Source organism: Shewanella sp. N2AIL (genome assembly GCF_022690845.1).
Classification (GTDB): Bacteria; Pseudomonadota; Gammaproteobacteria; order Enterobacterales; family Shewanellaceae; genus Shewanella; species Shewanella baltica.
This window is the reverse complement of the sequence record NZ_JALBYT010000018.1, coordinates 45,522-62,736: the sequence shown is the minus strand read 5'-3', so window position 1 is coordinate 62,736 and position 17,215 is coordinate 45,522. Positions and strand designations below refer to the sequence as shown.

Genomic DNA, 17,215 nt, shown 5'->3' with positions numbered 1-17,215 from the left:
GGCGAGTTATGTTGCTTAATTTAAGCATTTAAACCTTAGCGTATTTGCGGCAACTATGTTGAAAAGGCAATAAAAAAGCCTGATTAAGACTCAGGCTTTAGATGCTATATGGGCTTTTGAAAATGACTATAAACGCATCGCCAGTTCGGCGCCTTGGCGAATCGCCCGTTTAGCATCAAGTTCTGCGGCGACATCGACACCGCCAATTAAATGCACTGGCATGCCTGTCGCTCTCATCTCATCCACCAAAGTGCGATTCGATTCTTGGCCAGCGCAGAGGATAACATTATCCACTGGCAATACTTCTGCTTGTTCGCCAACGCGAATATGTAAACCCGCGTCATCAAACTTGTCGTAACTCACGCCTGTTTTCATCTTCACATCATGTTGCTTAAGCACAAGACGGTGGATCCAGCCGGTGGTTTTACCTAAGCCCTTGCCCATCTTCGACGTTTTACGTTGCAGTAAATAGACCTTACGATGATCGGTATTGTCGGATTGAGGTTCTGTTAGGCCGCCCGCATGCTGGTAAGTTTTATCTATGCCCCACTGTTGCAGCCATTTATCTGGGTCCAAGGTGCTAGATTGGCGCTCACATAAGTAATGCGCCATATCAAATCCGATACCGCCAGCACCAATCAAGGCTACTGTATTACCGACAGTCACTTCACCCGAGAGCACTTTTTGATAATCGACCACCCGTGGGTCATCAAAGCCGGGTAAGACTAAATCACGCGGCACAACACCTGACGCTATCACTACTTCATCAAATTTTTCGGTCGCCAATACGCTGGCATCGAGGCGAGTGTTTAATCTCAGCTCCACCTTATGCAGCTTAATTTGATTGATGAAGTAACGGATAGTCTCGTTAAACTCTTCCTTTCCTGGGATTTTACGGGCGAGATTAAACTGTCCACCCACCTCGGATTTCGTTTCAAACAAGACAACATCATGGCCACGCATGGCGGCATAAACAGAAAATGCCATGCCCGCAGGACCTGCGCCCATCACAGCGATACGTTTTTTATTTGCTGTGGGTAAGAAGTTGATTTCAGTCTCATAACAGGCGCGAGGATTCACTAAGCAGGTCGCGCGCTTGAGTGAAAAAGTATGGTCAAGACATGCTTGGTTACAGCCAATACAAGTGTTAATCAGCTCTGGTGTGTTCGCCGCGGCTTTATTGACAAACTCAGGATCGGCGAGAAAAGGCCTTGCCATCGACACCATGTCAGCTTGACCAGAGGCAATGATCTGCTCGCCGATTTCAGGGGTATTAATGCGGTTAGTGGCAATTAAGGGCACAGAGACAGATTGTTTGAGCTTTTCAGTTACCCACGCAAAGGCACCGCGAGGCACACTCGTCGCAATGGTCGGTACGCGCGCTTCATGCCAGCCAATACCGGTATTTAGAATGGACACGCCAGCTTGCTCTAACCACTGGGCGAGCTGCACCACTTCATCCCAAGTTGAGCCGTTATCCACTAGATCGAGCATAGATAAACGGAAGATAATGATGAAGTCTTTACCGACCTTTGCCCGTATCGCGTTAACAATCTCAATTGGGAATTGCGCCCGCTTTTCAAACGCACCGCCCCATTCATCGGTGCGGGTGTTGGTGCGCGCACTGACAAACTGATTGATCAAATAACCTTCTGAGCCCATGACCTCGACGCCATCGTAACCAGCTTTCTTGGCAAGGGCGGCTGAGCTGGCATAATCCTTAATGGTCGAGCGTACTTGGCGACTAGACATAGCAGACGGCGTAAAAGGTGTAATGGGTGATTTAATCTTGCTCGGTGCTTGGGAAAAAGGATGATAACCGTAGCGGCCCGCATGCAAAATTTGCATACAGATCTTACCGCCCGCCCCATGCACAGCCTGCGTGACCACGCGATGCTTACCGACTTGCCAAGGAAAACTCAGCTGACAAGCGTGGGGCGTAAGGCGGCCACGAAGATTAGGGGAAATACCTCCCGTCACAATCAAACCTACACCGCCCAGAGCACGTTCTTTGTAGAACGCTGCCAGTTTCTCAAATCCGCCCTTTTCTTCTTCCAAACCTGTGTGCATTGAGCCCATAAGCACGCGGTTTTTGAGCTGGGTAAATCCCAGATCTAAGGGTTCTAATAAATGGGGAAACGACATTCAAACATCCTTTTAAAACAAGTGATTTAAATCAGCATACCTTGAGTCAAATCTAAGCTCAACCGTTGGATCGAGGCCATCAGTCAAAATCCTTTACAATTGTGTTTAGCCTGTAGCGCCATTTTCAGTTAGCATTGGCAGATTGGACTTATAAAGGAGTGGCAGATGTCCGCTAACCCATCGTTTTTCAAGAGAATATGTTTGTTTATTTGGCACACCCTCAACGGGACGCGTAAACTGATCCTCAATCTGATCTTTTTTGGCATCTTAGCCGCCATCATTATTTCTATTGGCAGCAGCGAAGATATTCAAGTTGAAGATAATTCAGCACTAGTGCTTAATCTGGCTGGCTCGATTGTCGATCAGAAACAACAGGTCGATCCCTTAGAAGCCGCATTCAAGCAAGGCCAAAATGCCAACGCCGATGGGGAAATCCTGCTCTCCGATGTGCTGTATGTGATTGACAATGCCGCGCAAGATCAAAGGATTAGTACCCTAGTACTTGATCTCGCCGATTTGAAACGTGCCGGGATCAGCAAGCTGCAATCTATCGGAGATGCACTTAACCGCTTTAAAGAAAGCGGCAAAAAAGTGGTCGCCATCGGTAATTACTACGAGCAAAATCAATATTTCCTCGCCAGTTTTGCCGACACTATTTACCTCAATCCCCAAGGCGGCGTGTCGCTTGATGGCCTGAGTATGTACAACCAGTACTTCAAATCGGCCTTAGATAAACTCAAAGTTAAAGCGCATATTTTCCGCGTAGGGACCTTTAAATCCGCGGTTGAACCCTACATGCGTGACGATATGTCCGACGCCGCTCGCGAAGCCAGCAGTGCGCTTTTAGCGGATGTATGGCAAAGCTACACCCAGACTGTCGCAGGCAATCGCAATATTGAGCCTAACTCGCTGGTGCCCGATGCAACCACTTATTTGGCCGAGCTCGATAAAGCCAATGGTGACTCTGCGGCGATGGCCATCAACATGAAATGGGTTGATAGCTTAGCGACCACGGAAGATTTTCGTCAAACCATGTTAGAAACCGTGGGCAAGGCCAGCAGCGGTGACAGTTTCAAGCAAGTGAGTTTTTATGATTATTTAACCTTAGTGACGCCATTGCCAAGCTTTGTTGAGCAAGACAGTGTCGGCATTATTGTCGCAAGCGGTACGATTCTGAACGGCACTCAACCTGCGGGCCAAATTGGCGGCGAAAGCACTGCCGAGCTGCTACGTAAGGCACGTTTCGATAAACACGTTAAAGCCTTAGTGCTGCGCGTCGATAGCCCTGGCGGTAGCGCCTTTGCCTCGGAGCAAATTCGTCAAGAATTACTGGCACTTAAAGCAGCGGGCAAACCTGTTGTCGTCAGTATGGGCAGTTTAGCCGCATCGGGTGGTTATTGGATTTCGGCCAGTGCCGACTACATCTTCGCAACGCCTACCACGCTTACGGGCTCAATTGGGATCTTCGGCATGATCACCACCTTCGAAGATTCTCTGGCCAGTATAGGCGTGCATACTGATGGCGTATCGACGTCGGAATGGGCGGGATTGTCTGTGACGCGCACGCTGTCACCGCAAGTTGAAGCGATTATCCAACGTCATATTGAACGTGGCTATTTAGACTTTATCTCGCTGGTCGCCAAAGAACGCAAAATGACCATAGAACAAGTCGATAAGATTGCCCAAGGCCGTGTTTGGAGTGGTAAAAAAGCCCTTGAGCTTGGCTTAGTCGATGAACTAGGTGATTTAGATGAGGCGATAGCTAAAGCCGCTAAACTCGCGGATATGACGCTATTTGACACCCGCGTTATCGAACAAGAGCTGACACCCGAGCAACGCTTTATGCAACAGATGTTTGCCTCAGTATCGAGCTACCTGCCCGCCTCACTGAGCCAATCATCGATGTTAGAGCAAATGCTAGCGCAATTGACCAGCAGCTTGAAAACGTTAACCTCTTTTGATGATCCAAATAACGTCTACATCTACTGCGATACTTGCAACATGATGAACTAAATCTGCCAGCGTCTAGGTTGCTGCTCGCAACTTCAAGATGATGACAAAGACAAAGCCCGGATCTCCGGGCTTTTTTATTGGGTTTATGCCAGTTAAATCGTATAATTCGACCACTTGAAGCTAAGAAAACGACAAGAATGACTAAACGCTCCATTTATGTTGCTTATACAGGCGGCACCATCGGTATGCAAAAGACCGATAACGGCTTCGTCCCTGTGGCGGGATTCCTGACTCAGTGCGTGCAATCTATGCCTGAGTTTTACCATGAAGAAATGCCGACATTCGTGATCCACGAATACTGCCCGCTTATCGACTCTTCCAATATGGCACCGACCGATTGGCAGATGATCGCCGACGATATACAAGCTAATTACGATAAATACGATGGCTTTGTGATACTCCATGGCACTGACACTATGGCGTACACGGCTTCGGCGCTGTCGTTTATGCTGCAAGGCTTGTCAAAACCTGTGATAGTGACAGGTTCGCAAATTCCCCTCGCCCAGCTGCGCTCAGACGGTCAAACCAATTTATTAAACTCACTCTATATTGCGGCCAATTATCCGGTCGCAGAAGTGTGTTTATTCTTCAATAACAAACTCTTTCGGGGCAATCGATCGACAAAGGCCCACGCCGACGGTTTCGATGCTTTTGCTTCGCCTAACTTCCCGCTACTGCTTGAAGCTGGGATCAAAATCAATCTGCGCGCTGGCAAAATCACCGTTGCCAACGATACCCCATTGGAAGTGGCGCATATTAGCCCGCAGCCTGTCGGTGTGGTGACCTTGTATCCAGGGATCTCGACCCAGATTTTTGAGAACATTCTGCAGCAGCCGGTTAAAGCCCTCATACTACTGACATTTGGTGTGGGTAACGCGCCGCAGGATGCTGCCTTACTCAAAACCTTAAGGCAAGCGGATGAACGTGGCATAGTGCTGGTGAATCTTACCCAGTGTTTCCAAGGTAAGGTGAATATGGGCGGCTACGCCACGGGCAATGCACTCGCTAAAGCGGGCGTGATCAGTGGCGCCGATATGACCATAGAAGCGGCCTTGGCAAAACTGCATTATTTACTATCGAAAAATTTGCAGCCAGCGGAGATAAAAGCGGCCATGTTACAAAACTTGGTCGGTGAATTGAGCATAGATTAAAGATAGTGTCTTTTAATCTATTCGTAGTACTCAATCACTAGCAACAAAAAAGCCCATATTTAATGGGCTTTTTTATGTTAACTCAGATTAAACGACGTCAAATGAGTGCATGTGTCGGTGCTTTTACAGAGAGCTTTTTACAGAGGCTATTTGCATTGAAATTAGTTGATACTAAATCAATATTAGCGTCACATAAACAGCTAGTCCTAGATCCACGCCTAACATCTTAGCAAACACAAACCACCTTGAAGTCAGTGAGTAATTTATAAATCCTGCACTTTAAACTCAGCAATCGGCTCACCGCGGAATTGCTTTTTCAGCTCGGCTTTAGACAATTCATTGATTTTACCGTCAGGCGCAATAGTGAAATGCTCAGTTTGCTCAAGCTTACGGGCTTGATACAACATCACGACCTGCAGAGTCGATTCACGCTGAGTCTCACTCAACACAGTACCATCCTCCCACTTACCCAGCTCTGCTGCACTACGAAGCCTTTCATAGACTTCAATGGGCATTTGATCGATCACTTGATTAATATCTGTCATACACTTTTCCGCTTATGTAACACGATTCTGACTCGTGTGATGAGATAACCCACAAAACCAAACACAAAGCATATTCCAGCGATATTCGCCCGCATACCTTCGGCAGGTTCACCACCCCAAAACCAAATCACCACACCAGCAATAAACAAGGTCATAGCTACAAAACTCTGATTCATTAAGCTGCTGGACTTTTGAATATGACTAATGCGCGATAAAGACTCATTGTCACCATTGGTGCTCGCTTGACAATGGGGACATACAGGCGCCTTACTCGACATCCGCTTGCGACACACTGGACATTCAATTAATGCCATATCAGCCTCGCCCTAACGTAATTTATCAACAACGGCGAGCATGGCGATAAGCGATGCTTCACCTAAATAAATACTGCGCTCTGGCGACCAACCCACAAAAGGATCGGCCAAATTGTTATTGTCTTTAAACGGCATTTCGAGGGTATTGGATAAACACTCGAAGGTCTGAGCGACCCAATTAGACGCTACGGTCAGATTCGCTTGACCAGGCTCGTCTTTGTCATAGCCAAACTGAGTTTGGAAATCGGCACTGGCTAAGGTTAATGCTTGACTGAAGTCCACTTGCAGCTGCGCCAGCTTATCATTGTAGGCAGGCACGCCCTCACAACCTGCGAGAAACACATAAGGTAAGCCTTCATCACCATGGACATCATAGAACAAGTCGACACCCGTTTGCTGCATCTTGTTGACGACGTGGTACACCTCAGGGCTCTTTTCTAAACTTGGCGTTTGCCACTCGCGGTTAAGATTGATCCCAATCGCATTGGTGCGCAGATGGCCTCTGACACTGCCATCGGGATTCATGTTCGGCACTATATAGAAATTGGCTTTATCGAGCAGCGCTTTCGCCGTGGGGCAGTCATTATCGAGTAAACGATTAACGAGACCTTCGACTAACCATTCAGCCATGGTTTCACCCGGATGTTGTCTGGCGGTGATCCAAATATTGCGTTTAGAAGGATCGCCATTCCCTACTTTCATCAGGGTAATGTCGCGGCCATCTAAGGTCAGGCCTAAATGCTCTAAATTGACATCTGGGTGTAACTGGGCGCCGCTGAGTAAATCTAAGTGACGCTCATAGCTGTATGGCGCAAAGTAAGCGATTTGAATTGCATCGCAGTCCAGCTCTAAGCTAATGCTCAGTTTACCGTCTTTATATTGAGTCGGAATACGGAACCAATGCTGACGGTCGTAACTGGCTACTGCCTGATAGTTTTCCCATCCCTTGGTATAGGAAGCCGTCCCCGCGTTGATGATATTTAAGGTGTAATGGTTACCCACCTCACCTTCGAATCGAAAATTGAACCATTGATAAAACTCGCCGCCCGCATCGGGACGAATAGCAAGTTGAATATCGTCTTTATTATCAAGATTGACGACTTGGATATTTCCGCCATCAAAGTTGGCACTGATCCGCATAATGATTCCTAATAGGTTGTTAAAGCTAAGGGCAGTTAATGGCACGCGACTGATAGCACACGGCACATTTTATTATATGGCCGATAGGATAAACCAAAACATCCCAAGGGGAAAACGAAAGCCAGTAAAATCAGTCAAGGCAGTTGCAGTCGACCTTTTATTGACCAAGTTTCACGCCAAACATCCGTCAAACTTAGCCGTTAACGAGGTGGTAAACGATGGTGTTAAGCCATAAAACTATAACCTTGGCCTCGCACTGTATTGATTAAGTTACGCGGCAAGCTGATGTTGGCTAATTTACGGCGAGTGTTACTAATGTGCATATCAAGATTGCGGTCAAATCGGCCCAGATCTTTTTGTAATACTGAGCGTTGCAACTCTTGTTTCGTGATGACTTGGCCTTTCCTTTCAAACAGATATTTAAATAATTTAAATTCGGTTTGAGTCAAATCGACATAACGCGTGCCAATGGTGATCCTATAACTCATATCATCAAAGTTAATCACTTTCGCTGCTACAGTCGCTATTTGCGGCGAGTGAGATTGACTGACACAAAGACGCCGCTCTAAGGCACGTAAGCGAACAAATAGCTCTTTGATACTAAATGGTTTACTCAAAAAATCATCGGCCCCCAATTCATAACCTGTGATGCGATCGTCTTCATTATCCCGTGCTGAGATCATCAATACCGGCGTTGAGCATTCCCGCGCTTTTAACAGTTCAAAACCATTCATTTGTGGCATGACTAAATCAAGCACTATGATGTCGGGTGAAAAGCTTTCAATGCATGCCAAACCATCAACACCATTTACTGCACATGCAACTTCATGCCCTTGTGTGCCCAAGGCATCGGCCAACCACACACTAAACAAGGGATCATCATCGACTAAGAGTATTTTACTCATCCTTAAAACCCAAACGAGAATCTATATCATTTATATTACCATGCGAATCGAGATGACTCTAGACCTATTACATTCGTTAAGAAGTGTGATGTTGAAAACTGTGAACAAAATACGAGATGAAGCGAAAATTAAACGAAAATTAGCTATTTAAAAGTGACGAGTTAAATGATGGTTAGCCACTCAAAAATCGGTGTCTAGTTCCATTTCACAATAAAAAAGCGCCCTAAGGCGCTTTTTAAACACTAAGAGTATTAACTTAGCTTAGAACTTAACCGTTACACCACCGTATATAGTACGGCCAATGGTGTCGTACACTTCTGGAACTGTACCACCATCGCTACCGTTAGATACAGTAACTGGTTTTTCATCAGTGAAGTTCTTAACACCTAAACTGACAGTCGTCATATCATTGATGTGATAAGTACCAGAAATGTTGTGGTAAATGATTGAGTCAACATTAGCTACAGCCGTAAAAGCATCAAGATTTGCATCATAGTCAGTGTAGTAATCCTTCATTGAGCCAATATAACGGTTGAAGTACATTACGCTCCAATCACCTTGGCCGGCAGAGATGCTGAAGTTGTTACGAACACGAGCATAAGCACCAAAGTTACCATCGATAGTCCCAGTATATTTTTCACCATCTTGCTCAAATTGAACTAGGTAAGTCATATCATTGTTGATTTTCCAATCTAAACCTAGCAACTCGAAGTTGTAAGCTAAGTTGAAATCAACACCGCTAGTGTCTTGTGAGCCAACATTAGTTAACGCACTTGAAAGATCCGTTAAATCACCATTTGAACCAATGTTAAATGTTTCGCAAGCCGAAGTATCGCCAGCAAAGCAAGCGTCAAGGCCTGTTTGCACATCCATACGTGCAATAGCATCGGTCAACTTGAAGCGCCAGTAGTCTAATGTTACTGACATACCATCAATATAATTTGGTGAGTATACTAATCCTAATGTGTAAGATTCTGATTCTTCGGGTTTTAATTTTTTATCCGAGGTCCGATTCACTAAAATCTGAGGGTCTAACTCATTACCCCATGGATCTGTCAAGTAATCGAATGAACCAGAGTTACCACCGTACAATTCTGCAACGCTTGGTGCACGGAAACCTGTAGCTGCCACACCACGGATCATTAAATCGTCAGTTGCTGTGTATGTTAAACCTATTTTCCAGGTAGTCGCTTTACCGAAGGTTGAATAATCGTCTAAACGTAGGGCAAACTCACCTGTTAATTTTTCAGTAAAAGGTATGCTAATCTCCTGAAAAATAGAGATAACATTGTAGTTCCCATTTGTTGGGTCCTGTTGTGCAGAAGTACTTTCACCAGCAATCACTACTTCGTCTGGCGTGTAGAAACCGCTTTCGCGACGGTATTCTGCACCGATAGCGAAACCTACAGCACCCGCTTTCAGATCGAATAACTCACCATTTAAACCGGCTGATAATGTTTGCTGCTCGTTACCACCTTTAGTATCTTCAACAAAACTAATATCTTTTATGATATCTGCAGTTAATGGGGCCCCAGATAACCAAGCATCTGAGTTAGCATAAATAGAAGCTTCTGTAGCAGCGGCATTAATCGAGTTTACAACTGTAGTCTTAGCTTGGTTTTTGCCATAGGTATAGGTTACATCCCAGTTCATACCAGTATGCACATCTAAACTACCCGCTAATCCGCCAGATAAGCGCCAAGTGTCAGTATCTTGGGAATAAATACGAGGGCCAATATCTGTTGTACGACGACGGTAATTCACTTTACCTCTATCATCGGCCTCAATTCCTCCAGCAAGCATTGCTGAATCTAGCACTAAACATGGTTCAGAAACATCAACTTCACCACAGACATTTAGCATAATATCTGCAGGTTGTGCAGCAAGTTGCTGGCTTGAACGACGATTAGTGTAAATGGCATCTGCAGTTAAAACGACATCGTTACCCAATTCTTGGGTCATATTTGCAAATAAACTACGACGCTCACTAGGAGTTTGATAGAAACTGTCTTTTGTAAAATCATAGCCCTGAGAAAGCGGTTTCCATTCACCATTTTGAAAAGTTTTAACTTGTTGTTTAACATTACCTTTTACATCATATATCGGATTTCCATCCGCATCTAATTTGTTGCCAACAATACCGCCACTCGATACGAACGAACTTGCTCCGGGCTCTGTCCAGTCACGGTCAGATTGGACAACACCGCGACGATCTGCGTAAGCAGCACCAAAGGTATAGTTACCACCATCGGTGTTGAAACCATATAAAGCACTTATATCACCATTTTCACCGTCACCTTTGTCAGTGCCGCTACCGTTCATGTCAAACTGGAAGCCTTCAAAGTCTTTCTTAGTGATAATGTTTACTACACCGGCAATCGCATCTGAACCGTAAACGGCTGATGCGCCATCTTTCAGAATTTCAACACGGGCAATCATAGCCACAGGAATCGAGTTTAAATCGACTGAACTATTGGCACCAGAACCTGAGTTCACCATGCGGCGACCGTTCAGTAACACCAGCGTGCGCTGTGAGCCCATACCACGCAAATCAACCTGTGCAACACCATCTGCACCGTTGTTTGTGGTTGAGCCCACTGCGGCACCAGCCATTGAAGTTTGTACTTGTAGCATTTGGTCAACAGAAGTGAAACCTTCTGCTTTAATCGCAGCAGCATCGATAACGGTTACAGGAGAAGCTGTTTCCATATCTTGGCGCTGAATGCGTGAACCCGTGACTTCAATACGTTCAACTTTTGCTTTTTCTTCCGCAGCAAATGCGCTTGACGTTACAAATGCACCTGAAGTGATAGATGCAACAATAGCTAAGTTAATAGCCGACGCTACTTTGGTTCTTTTGATCATGTATGAATGCTCCCTAGATCTTACTATTATTTTTATGCTTACAGCTTGTACAACTATTGATGTACTAGTGTTGCACTCGATACTGAGGATTCACTTTAACTCCGTCAACACTCAAAATATTAACCAATCAAAAATTGATGTTAATAAATGTGAGTTAACTTGTTTTATTTGATGGTTTTTATTTTCGATAAAACTTAATCGATATAATTTATCAGAAGCTAAGTCTTAATGATGATAATTAATAAGTGATTAACACTGTTAACGAGTTACTTTTATGAAACATGTTCGGCATCAAAAAGTGTGATAAGGATCACATTTAATTATTCAAGCGAGAGCCGCAAACTGGAATGAGATACTGATTAAGCACCACTTAAATTGCATAGTCATGAACATTAGTAACTTATATGCAGCCATAATTATGGAGATAACCTTGCTAAATCAGTGCATAGCAGAAGATACAAACAGTATCAATTGTGCTATTTATGCACACAAAGAAAATCACCTTCGAAATTTCAACAATATTGCTACAAATTATCCCTATACCAAACCCTAGCAAAAGATAACTGTAGTGAGTATTTGTGTTGAGGATTTAGTAACCTAAGGCAAATTATTAAATTAAGTTAATCTCAGAATAAAAATCAATTTTGATAGTGGATAGTTCATATTTCTGCTCAATAAACAAACTAAATAGATACATTTGTTAATTAATTTAGGTTCGCGTCAATTAACTATAAATATACAATTTTCTGTATAAAATCTATTGTAATCGTCTAAATACTGAGCTAAAAAAGACGAGGCGCCCTGGAATGCTGATACAACTTAATGATGAGAAACTCATAGCTATCAAGTTTTAAAAAGTCTTATATTTAACGCCATTTCAAACGCTATTCGATTTGCCAAAATCTCACTCCTATTGTAACCAAAGTTAAATTTCACCCATTAAAAAGCGACCACTTAGGTCGCCTTTCATTATAGGTATTATCAAGCAGATGGCTATTCAGGTTTGATCAACTCAAAATGCTGGTATGCCCGTGCGGTTGCAATGCGGCCGCGGGGCGTGCGTTGGATAAACCCTTGCTGGATCAAGAAAGGTTCTAACACATCTTCAATGGTTTCACGCTCTTCGCCGATGGCTGCGGCTAAGTTGTCTAGTCCTACTGGTCCACCCATAAATTTATCGATAATAGCCAGTAACAATTTGCGATCCATATAATCGAAGCCTTCGCTATCCACATCTAGCAAGTCTAAAGCGTGTTCTGCCACAAACTTGGTGACTGCGCCGTCATGCTTCACCTGCGCGTAATCCCGCACACGGCGCAGCAATCGGTTAGCTATTCGCGGCGTACCGCGGGAACGGCGTGCGATTTCAAATGCGCCTTCGGCATCAATATCCAGCTCCATTACCTGCGCCGAACGCGTGACTATGGTGCTTAAATCTTTGATGTTATAGAACTCAAGCCGCAGCGGGATCCCAAAACGCGCCCGCAGTGGTGAGGTTAATGCCCCTGCCCGTGTTGTCGCGCCCACTAGAGTGAACGGCGGTAAATCAAGCTTGATGGAACGCGCTGCTGGCCCTTCACCTATCATGATATCCAGCTGATAATCTTCCATCGCAGGATACAAAATCTCTTCTACCACAGGGCTTAATCGGTGGATTTCATCGATGAATAGCACATCACCGGATTCAAGATTAGTCAGGAGAGCTGCGAGATCCCCCGCTTTTTCAAGCACCGGCCCCGAGGTAGATTTAATGTTTACCCCCATCTCGTTCGCCACAATCATAGCCAAGGTAGTTTTTCCCAATCCTGGCGGGCCATAGATCAACATATGGTCTAAGGCTTCGTTGCGATTCTTCGCCGCTTGAATAAACACCTTGAGCTGTGCCCGAGTGTCATCTTGGCCCGTGTATTCATCGAGCATTTTAGGGCGCATTGCCCTGTCGATGGATTCATCTTGAGCTTGGATCTGCGGCTGGATGAGTCTGTCTGCCTCAATCATTGTTCTTCCTTCTCGCAGCTTTCATCTTAATTATCATCATGATTCAATTAAAGCATCGACTTAAGGGCAGCTTTGATCAGAGTTTCTGAATCCATGCCCTCTTTATAAGCGGCAGAAACTGATTTACTCGCCTGCGGTGGTTTATAACCCAGCGAAATCAAAGCTGAAATAGCATCTTCTTCGGCACTATTGACTGTCGGCGCAGGAGAGTAATTAGATTGCAGCACAAACTCACGCTCTGAACCTGCTGAGGCTTCCATCAAGCTCTTGAGCTTATCGCGCATTTCTACCAGTAACCGCTCGGCGGTCTTCTTACCCACACCGGGTAATTTCACTAAGGTCACTATGTCATCACGCTCAACACAGCCCACAAACTCTCCGGCAGTCATACCTGATAAAATGGTCAGTGCGAGCTTGGGACCGACACCGTTGGTCTTGATCAGTAAGCGAAATAACGCCCTTTCCTGTTTAGTGATAAAACCATAGAGTAACTGTGCATCTTCACGCACCACAAAGTGGGTGTAGACCATAGTTTCATGGTTAACTTCAGGCAACTCATAAAAGCTGGTGAGCGGCATCTGCAACTCGTAACCCACACCATTAACATCGATCAAAATTTCTGGCGCTTGTTTCTCAACTAACACGCCCCGTAAACGACCTATCATCTGTACCGTCCGTATGTTCTTGCCGTTGCCCGGCCACTCAATGCAATTAAACTCTGGCTGGTGTGATAATGACACACAGCAACACCGAGTGCATCTGCGGCGTCAGCTTGTGGAGCTGCGGGTAGTTTAAGTAGTTGTTGGATCATGTGTTGTACTTGAGCTTTCTGTGCTCGCCCCGTGCCAACGACTGCGCTTTTAATTTGAGTCGCACTGTATTCAGCCACAGGTAAATTGGCGACCGTGGCGGCGACAATGGCCGCGCCGCGTGCTTGACCAAGCTTGAGCGCAGAATCGGCATTTTTTGCCATAAATACTCGCTCAATTGCAAATTCGTCCGGTTGATACTGACGAATAATTTCAGTGATCCCATCAAAAATTTGCTTGAGCCTACCAGGAAGCTCTTCAGACGAAGTACGAATACAGCCACTGCCGAGGTAAATCTGATGCCGTCCCTGACATTGGATCACGCCGTAGCCTGTGATCCGTGAACCTGGGTCAACACCTAAAATAATTGCCATTTAATGCCTTATATGGGATCTGAATGTTCGTCTCAGTTCCTGGATTAGCGAGTGTCCTACGTTAGCGTGTGCGAGCTGAAATTGGTCTAGATTGACGCCCAAATCCAGCTCACAGTCAATCTAACCTAGGCTTGCCATCACGTCATCGGAGATTTCTGCATTATGATACACTTCTTGCACATCGTCATGATCTTCAAGGGTATCAATAAGGCGCATAAATTTTTCGGCTGTGTCTAGATCAAGCTCAGCTTTCGTCGAGGCTATCATCGCGATTTCGGCATTATCTGCCACAAAACTCGCTTTATCGAGCGCATCTTTCACCATATAGAAATCAACGGGATCGGTGAAGACGTCAATCGCGCCATCATCATAGCTGACGATATCTTCCGCACCCGCTTCAAGCGCCGCTTCCATCAATGCATCTTCATCGGTTCCCGGCGCATAGGATAACACCCCACGCTTAGTGAACAGATAAGAAACCGACCCATCCGTGCCTAAGTTACCGCCCGATTTACTAAACGCATTGCGCACACCGCTCACAGTCCGATTACGATTGTCCGTCATGGTTTCGACCATCACAGCGGTGCCGCCTGGGCCATAACCTTCATAGAGAATGGTTTCGAGTTGCTGACCTTCTAATTCACCGGCGCCGCGTTTAATCGCGCGCTCAACCGTATCGCGGGTCATATTGCCACCGAGGGCTTTATCAATGGCGACACGTAATCGTGGATTTGAATCGGGATCTGAGCCGCCTTCACGGGCTGCGACGGTTAATTCGCGAATGAATTTAGTAAAGAGTTTACCTCGTTTAGCATCTTGAGCTGCTTTACGGTGCTTAATGTTGGCCCATTTACTGTGACCTGCCATGGGAAGTCTCCTTAACTGAGGTGTCATCGCATAGCTTATCAAGAGCCGAGGTGTAATGGATTGAATAACGGCTATTTAGGATTGAACAAATAGATATTGATAAGCAAAGAAATGACGGTTCACTAAAACAGACCGAGGCTTGCGCCTCGGTTTTCGGTACGACTAAAAATAACTGATAAGGACTAATGCTAATAGACTAACGCCAATCGACTAATGCCAATCGCCTTTCACAAAACGAGCTACACAACGTCGACTTGAATAAGGTCGATTTGCATAATATCGATTTACAAAAGTCCTCTTACGAAAGATCAGTCTTCAGTTTTAACGGCTTTCTCAACCACGGCAATGCCAAGTTCAGCTAACTGCTGTGGATTAGCAAATCCTGGTGCGTTAGTCAGCGGACAAGCGGCTGTAGTCGTTTTCGGGAACGCCATCACATCGCGGATTGAGCTTGCGCCCGTCATCAGCATGATGATGCGGTCTAAACCAAACGCTAAACCTGCATGTGGCGGAGTACCGTAACGCAGCGCTTCTAACAGGAAGCCGAACTTCTCTTTAGCTTCTTCGTCGGTAATACCCAAAATACGGAATACCGCAGACTGCATTTCTTGGTTGTGGATACGCACTGAACCACCGCCTAATTCGCAGCCGTTTAATACCATATCGTAAGCATCAGAAACACGATTTGCTGGGTTAGCTTCAAGTTCTGCCGCCGTTACGCCGCGCGGTGCGGTGAACGGATGGTGAACAGCGTGGAAATTGCCGTTGATTTTCTCAAACATTGGGAAGTCAACCACCCACAGTGGACGCCATTCGCCTTGTAATAAGTTGAAATCTTCGCCCGCTTTAAGACGCAGTGCGCCCATAGATTCGGCAACCACAGTCGCTTGGTCAGCACCAAACAGAATAATGTCACCGGTTTGCGCGCCAGTGCGGCTGACGATTTCATTGACTATGCTTTCGTTTAAGAATTTCAGCACAGGTGATTGAATGCCTTCTAAGCCAAGGCTTAGGTCATTAATCTTCATCCACGCTAAGCCTTTAGCACCATAGATGCCAACAAACTTCGTATAATCATCTATTTGCTTACGAGACAGTGCAGCGCCGCCTGGAATACGCAGTGCAGCAACACGGCCTTCTTCGTCGTTAGCAGGACCAGAGAATACCGCAAATTCCACTTCTTTGAGTAAATCGGCAATGTCCACCAGCTCTAATGGGTTACGTAAATCTGGCTTATCTGAACCGAAACGACGCATCGCTTCGTTGTAGGTCATGCGCGGGAACTCGCCGAGATCCACATTCAGCATTTCAAGAAACAGACCGCGCATCATCTCTTCGGTTTTCGCCATCACTTGCTCAGAGCTCATAAAAGACGTTTCGATATCGATTTGGGTGAATTCTGGCTGACGGTCGGCACGTAAATCTTCATCACGGAAGCATTTTACGATTTGATAGTAGCGATCAAAGCCTGACATCATCAGCAACTGTTTAAACAGCTGTGGCGATTGTGGCAAGGCAAAGAACTGACCTTTATAAGTACGGCTTGGTACTAAATAATCGCGGGCTCCTTCTGGGGTTGCCTTGGTCAGGATCGGTGTTTCTATGTCTAAGAAACCGTTTGAGTCGAGGAAACGACGCACAGAACTGGTCACTTTAGCGCGGAAAATTAATCGCTGCGCCATTTCTGGGCGACGTAAATCTAAGTAACGATACTTAAGACGTTGCTCTTCGCTGTTGTTCTGGTAGTTATCCATGCTCAATGGCAGTGGATCGGCAGCGTTGATAATAGTCAAGGCTTGGCCTAAGACTTCAATCTCACCCGTCTTCATTTGACCATTGACTTGGCTGTCAGGACGGGCGCGAACTAGGCCTTTAACCTGAACGCAAAATTCGGCGCGCAGCGTGCTGGCGACATTGAACACCTCAGGTAAGTCTGGATCATAGACCACTTGGATCAGACCTTCTCTGTCTCTTAAATCTAAAAAGACAACGCCACCCAAATCACGGCTACGATTAACCCAACCTACCAAGGTAACTTCTTGTCCAACGTGAGACTTATTGACGTCTCCACAATAATGACTGCGCATCT

Annotated in this window: 13 protein-coding genes; 2 read left to right on the top strand and 11 right to left on the bottom strand. The window is 45.6% G+C overall.

From position 1 onward, the window contains the following. Positions 1–126: 126 nt before the first annotated feature. Positions 127–2,145 (bottom strand): NADPH-dependent 2,4-dienoyl-CoA reductase, encoded by a 2,019-nt coding sequence (locus tag MO387_RS12155; protein ID WP_107947654.1) that lies wholly within the window; start codon positions 2,143–2,145, stop codon positions 127–129. Between the two features lie 165 nt (positions 2,146–2,310). On the opposite strand from MO387_RS12155, the gene sppA reads away from it, so the two are divergent. Further along, positions 2,311–4,158, top strand: a complete 1,848-nt coding sequence (gene sppA / locus MO387_RS12150; protein WP_107947656.1) for a signal peptide peptidase SppA — start codon at positions 2,311–2,313, stop codon at positions 4,156–4,158. 137 nt (positions 4,159–4,295) lie between these two features. Then, positions 4,296–5,309, top strand: coding sequence for an asparaginase (ansA, locus tag MO387_RS12145; RefSeq protein ID WP_006086774.1), 1,014 nt, complete (start codon positions 4,296–4,298; stop codon positions 5,307–5,309). A gap of 263 nt (positions 5,310–5,572) precedes the next feature. On the opposite strand, the gene MO387_RS12140 is transcribed toward ansA, so the two are convergent. The 10 genes from MO387_RS12140 to aspS form a co-directional block, all read right to left on the bottom strand. Further along, on the bottom strand, positions 5,573–5,854 hold the full coding sequence (locus tag MO387_RS12140) for a DUF1315 family protein (protein WP_107947658.1): 282 nt from the start codon (positions 5,852–5,854) through the stop codon (positions 5,573–5,575). Next, entirely contained in the window at positions 5,851–6,168 is a 318-nt protein-coding gene (locus MO387_RS12135) for a hypothetical protein (RefSeq protein ID WP_011846761.1), read from the bottom strand. The genes MO387_RS12140 and MO387_RS12135 overlap by 4 nt, the downstream gene beginning before the upstream one ends. 12 nt (positions 6,169–6,180) lie before the next feature. After that, on the bottom strand, positions 6,181–7,308 hold the full coding sequence (locus MO387_RS12130) for a M14-type cytosolic carboxypeptidase (protein ID WP_107947660.1): 1,128 nt from the start codon (positions 7,306–7,308) through the stop codon (positions 6,181–6,183). Positions 7,309–7,532: 224 nt separating this feature from the next. Beyond that, positions 7,533–8,213 (bottom strand): response regulator transcription factor, encoded by a 681-nt coding sequence (locus MO387_RS12125; RefSeq protein ID WP_006086777.1) that lies wholly within the window; start codon positions 8,211–8,213, stop codon positions 7,533–7,535. Between the two features lie 261 nt (positions 8,214–8,474). Then, positions 8,475–11,078 carry a TonB-dependent receptor gene (locus MO387_RS12120; protein ID WP_107947665.1) on the bottom strand — a complete coding sequence of 868 codons (2,604 nt, stop codon included), beginning with the start codon at positions 11,076–11,078 and terminating at the stop codon, positions 8,475–8,477. 993 nt (positions 11,079–12,071) lie between these two features. Beyond that, complete coding sequence (gene ruvB / locus MO387_RS12115; RefSeq protein ID WP_006081741.1) at positions 12,072–13,076, bottom strand: Holliday junction branch migration DNA helicase RuvB; 1,005 nt, start codon at positions 13,074–13,076, stop codon at positions 12,072–12,074. Positions 13,077–13,123: 47 nt separating this feature from the next. Continuing rightward, positions 13,124–13,741, bottom strand: coding sequence for a Holliday junction branch migration protein RuvA (gene ruvA, locus MO387_RS12110; RefSeq protein WP_006081742.1), 618 nt, complete (start codon positions 13,739–13,741; stop codon positions 13,124–13,126). Next, positions 13,738–14,259 (bottom strand): crossover junction endodeoxyribonuclease RuvC, encoded by a 522-nt coding sequence (gene ruvC, locus MO387_RS12105; protein WP_006081743.1) that lies wholly within the window; start codon positions 14,257–14,259, stop codon positions 13,738–13,740. The genes ruvA and ruvC overlap by 4 nt, the downstream gene beginning before the upstream one ends. Before the next feature lie 120 nt (positions 14,260–14,379). Then, entirely contained in the window at positions 14,380–15,126 is a 747-nt protein-coding gene (locus tag MO387_RS12100; protein ID WP_006081744.1) for a YebC/PmpR family DNA-binding transcriptional regulator, read from the bottom strand. 308 nt (positions 15,127–15,434) lie between these two features. Next, entirely contained in the window at positions 15,435–17,213 is a 1,779-nt protein-coding gene (gene aspS / locus MO387_RS12095) for an aspartate--tRNA ligase (RefSeq protein WP_012089298.1), read from the bottom strand. Positions 17,214–17,215: the final 2 nt, after the last annotated feature.

Bases quoted from the DNA above. Each gene is read 5' to 3' on its own strand.
- MO387_RS12155 (WP_107947654.1), bottom strand. From the start codon at position 2,145: ATGTCGTTTCCCCATTTATTAGAACCCTTAGATCTGGGATTTACCCAG.
- sppA (WP_107947656.1), top strand. From the start codon at position 2,311: ATGTCCGCTAACCCATCGTTTTTCAAGAGAATATGTTTGTTTATTTGG.
- ansA (WP_006086774.1), top strand. From the start codon at position 4,296: ATGACTAAACGCTCCATTTATGTTGCTTATACAGGCGGCACCATCGGT.
- MO387_RS12140 (WP_107947658.1), bottom strand. From the start codon at position 5,854: ATGACAGATATTAATCAAGTGATCGATCAAATGCCCATTGAAGTCTAT.
- MO387_RS12135 (WP_011846761.1), bottom strand. From the start codon at position 6,168: ATGGCATTAATTGAATGTCCAGTGTGTCGCAAGCGGATGTCGAGTAAG.
- MO387_RS12130 (WP_107947660.1), bottom strand. From the start codon at position 7,308: ATGCGGATCAGTGCCAACTTTGATGGCGGAAATATCCAAGTCGTCAAT.
- MO387_RS12125 (WP_006086777.1), bottom strand. From the start codon at position 8,213: ATGAGTAAAATACTCTTAGTCGATGATGATCCCTTGTTTAGTGTGTGG.
- MO387_RS12120 (WP_107947665.1), bottom strand. From the start codon at position 11,078: ATGATCAAAAGAACCAAAGTAGCGTCGGCTATTAACTTAGCTATTGTT.
- ruvB (WP_006081741.1), bottom strand. From the start codon at position 13,076: ATGATTGAGGCAGACAGACTCATCCAGCCGCAGATCCAAGCTCAAGAT.
- ruvA (WP_006081742.1), bottom strand. From the start codon at position 13,741: ATGATAGGTCGTTTACGGGGCGTGTTAGTTGAGAAACAAGCGCCAGAA.
- ruvC (WP_006081743.1), bottom strand. From the start codon at position 14,259: ATGGCAATTATTTTAGGTGTTGACCCAGGTTCACGGATCACAGGCTAC.
- MO387_RS12100 (WP_006081744.1), bottom strand. From the start codon at position 15,126: ATGGCAGGTCACAGTAAATGGGCCAACATTAAGCACCGTAAAGCAGCT.
- aspS (WP_012089298.1), bottom strand. From the start codon at position 17,213: ATGCGCAGTCATTATTGTGGAGACGTCAATAAGTCTCACGTTGGACAA.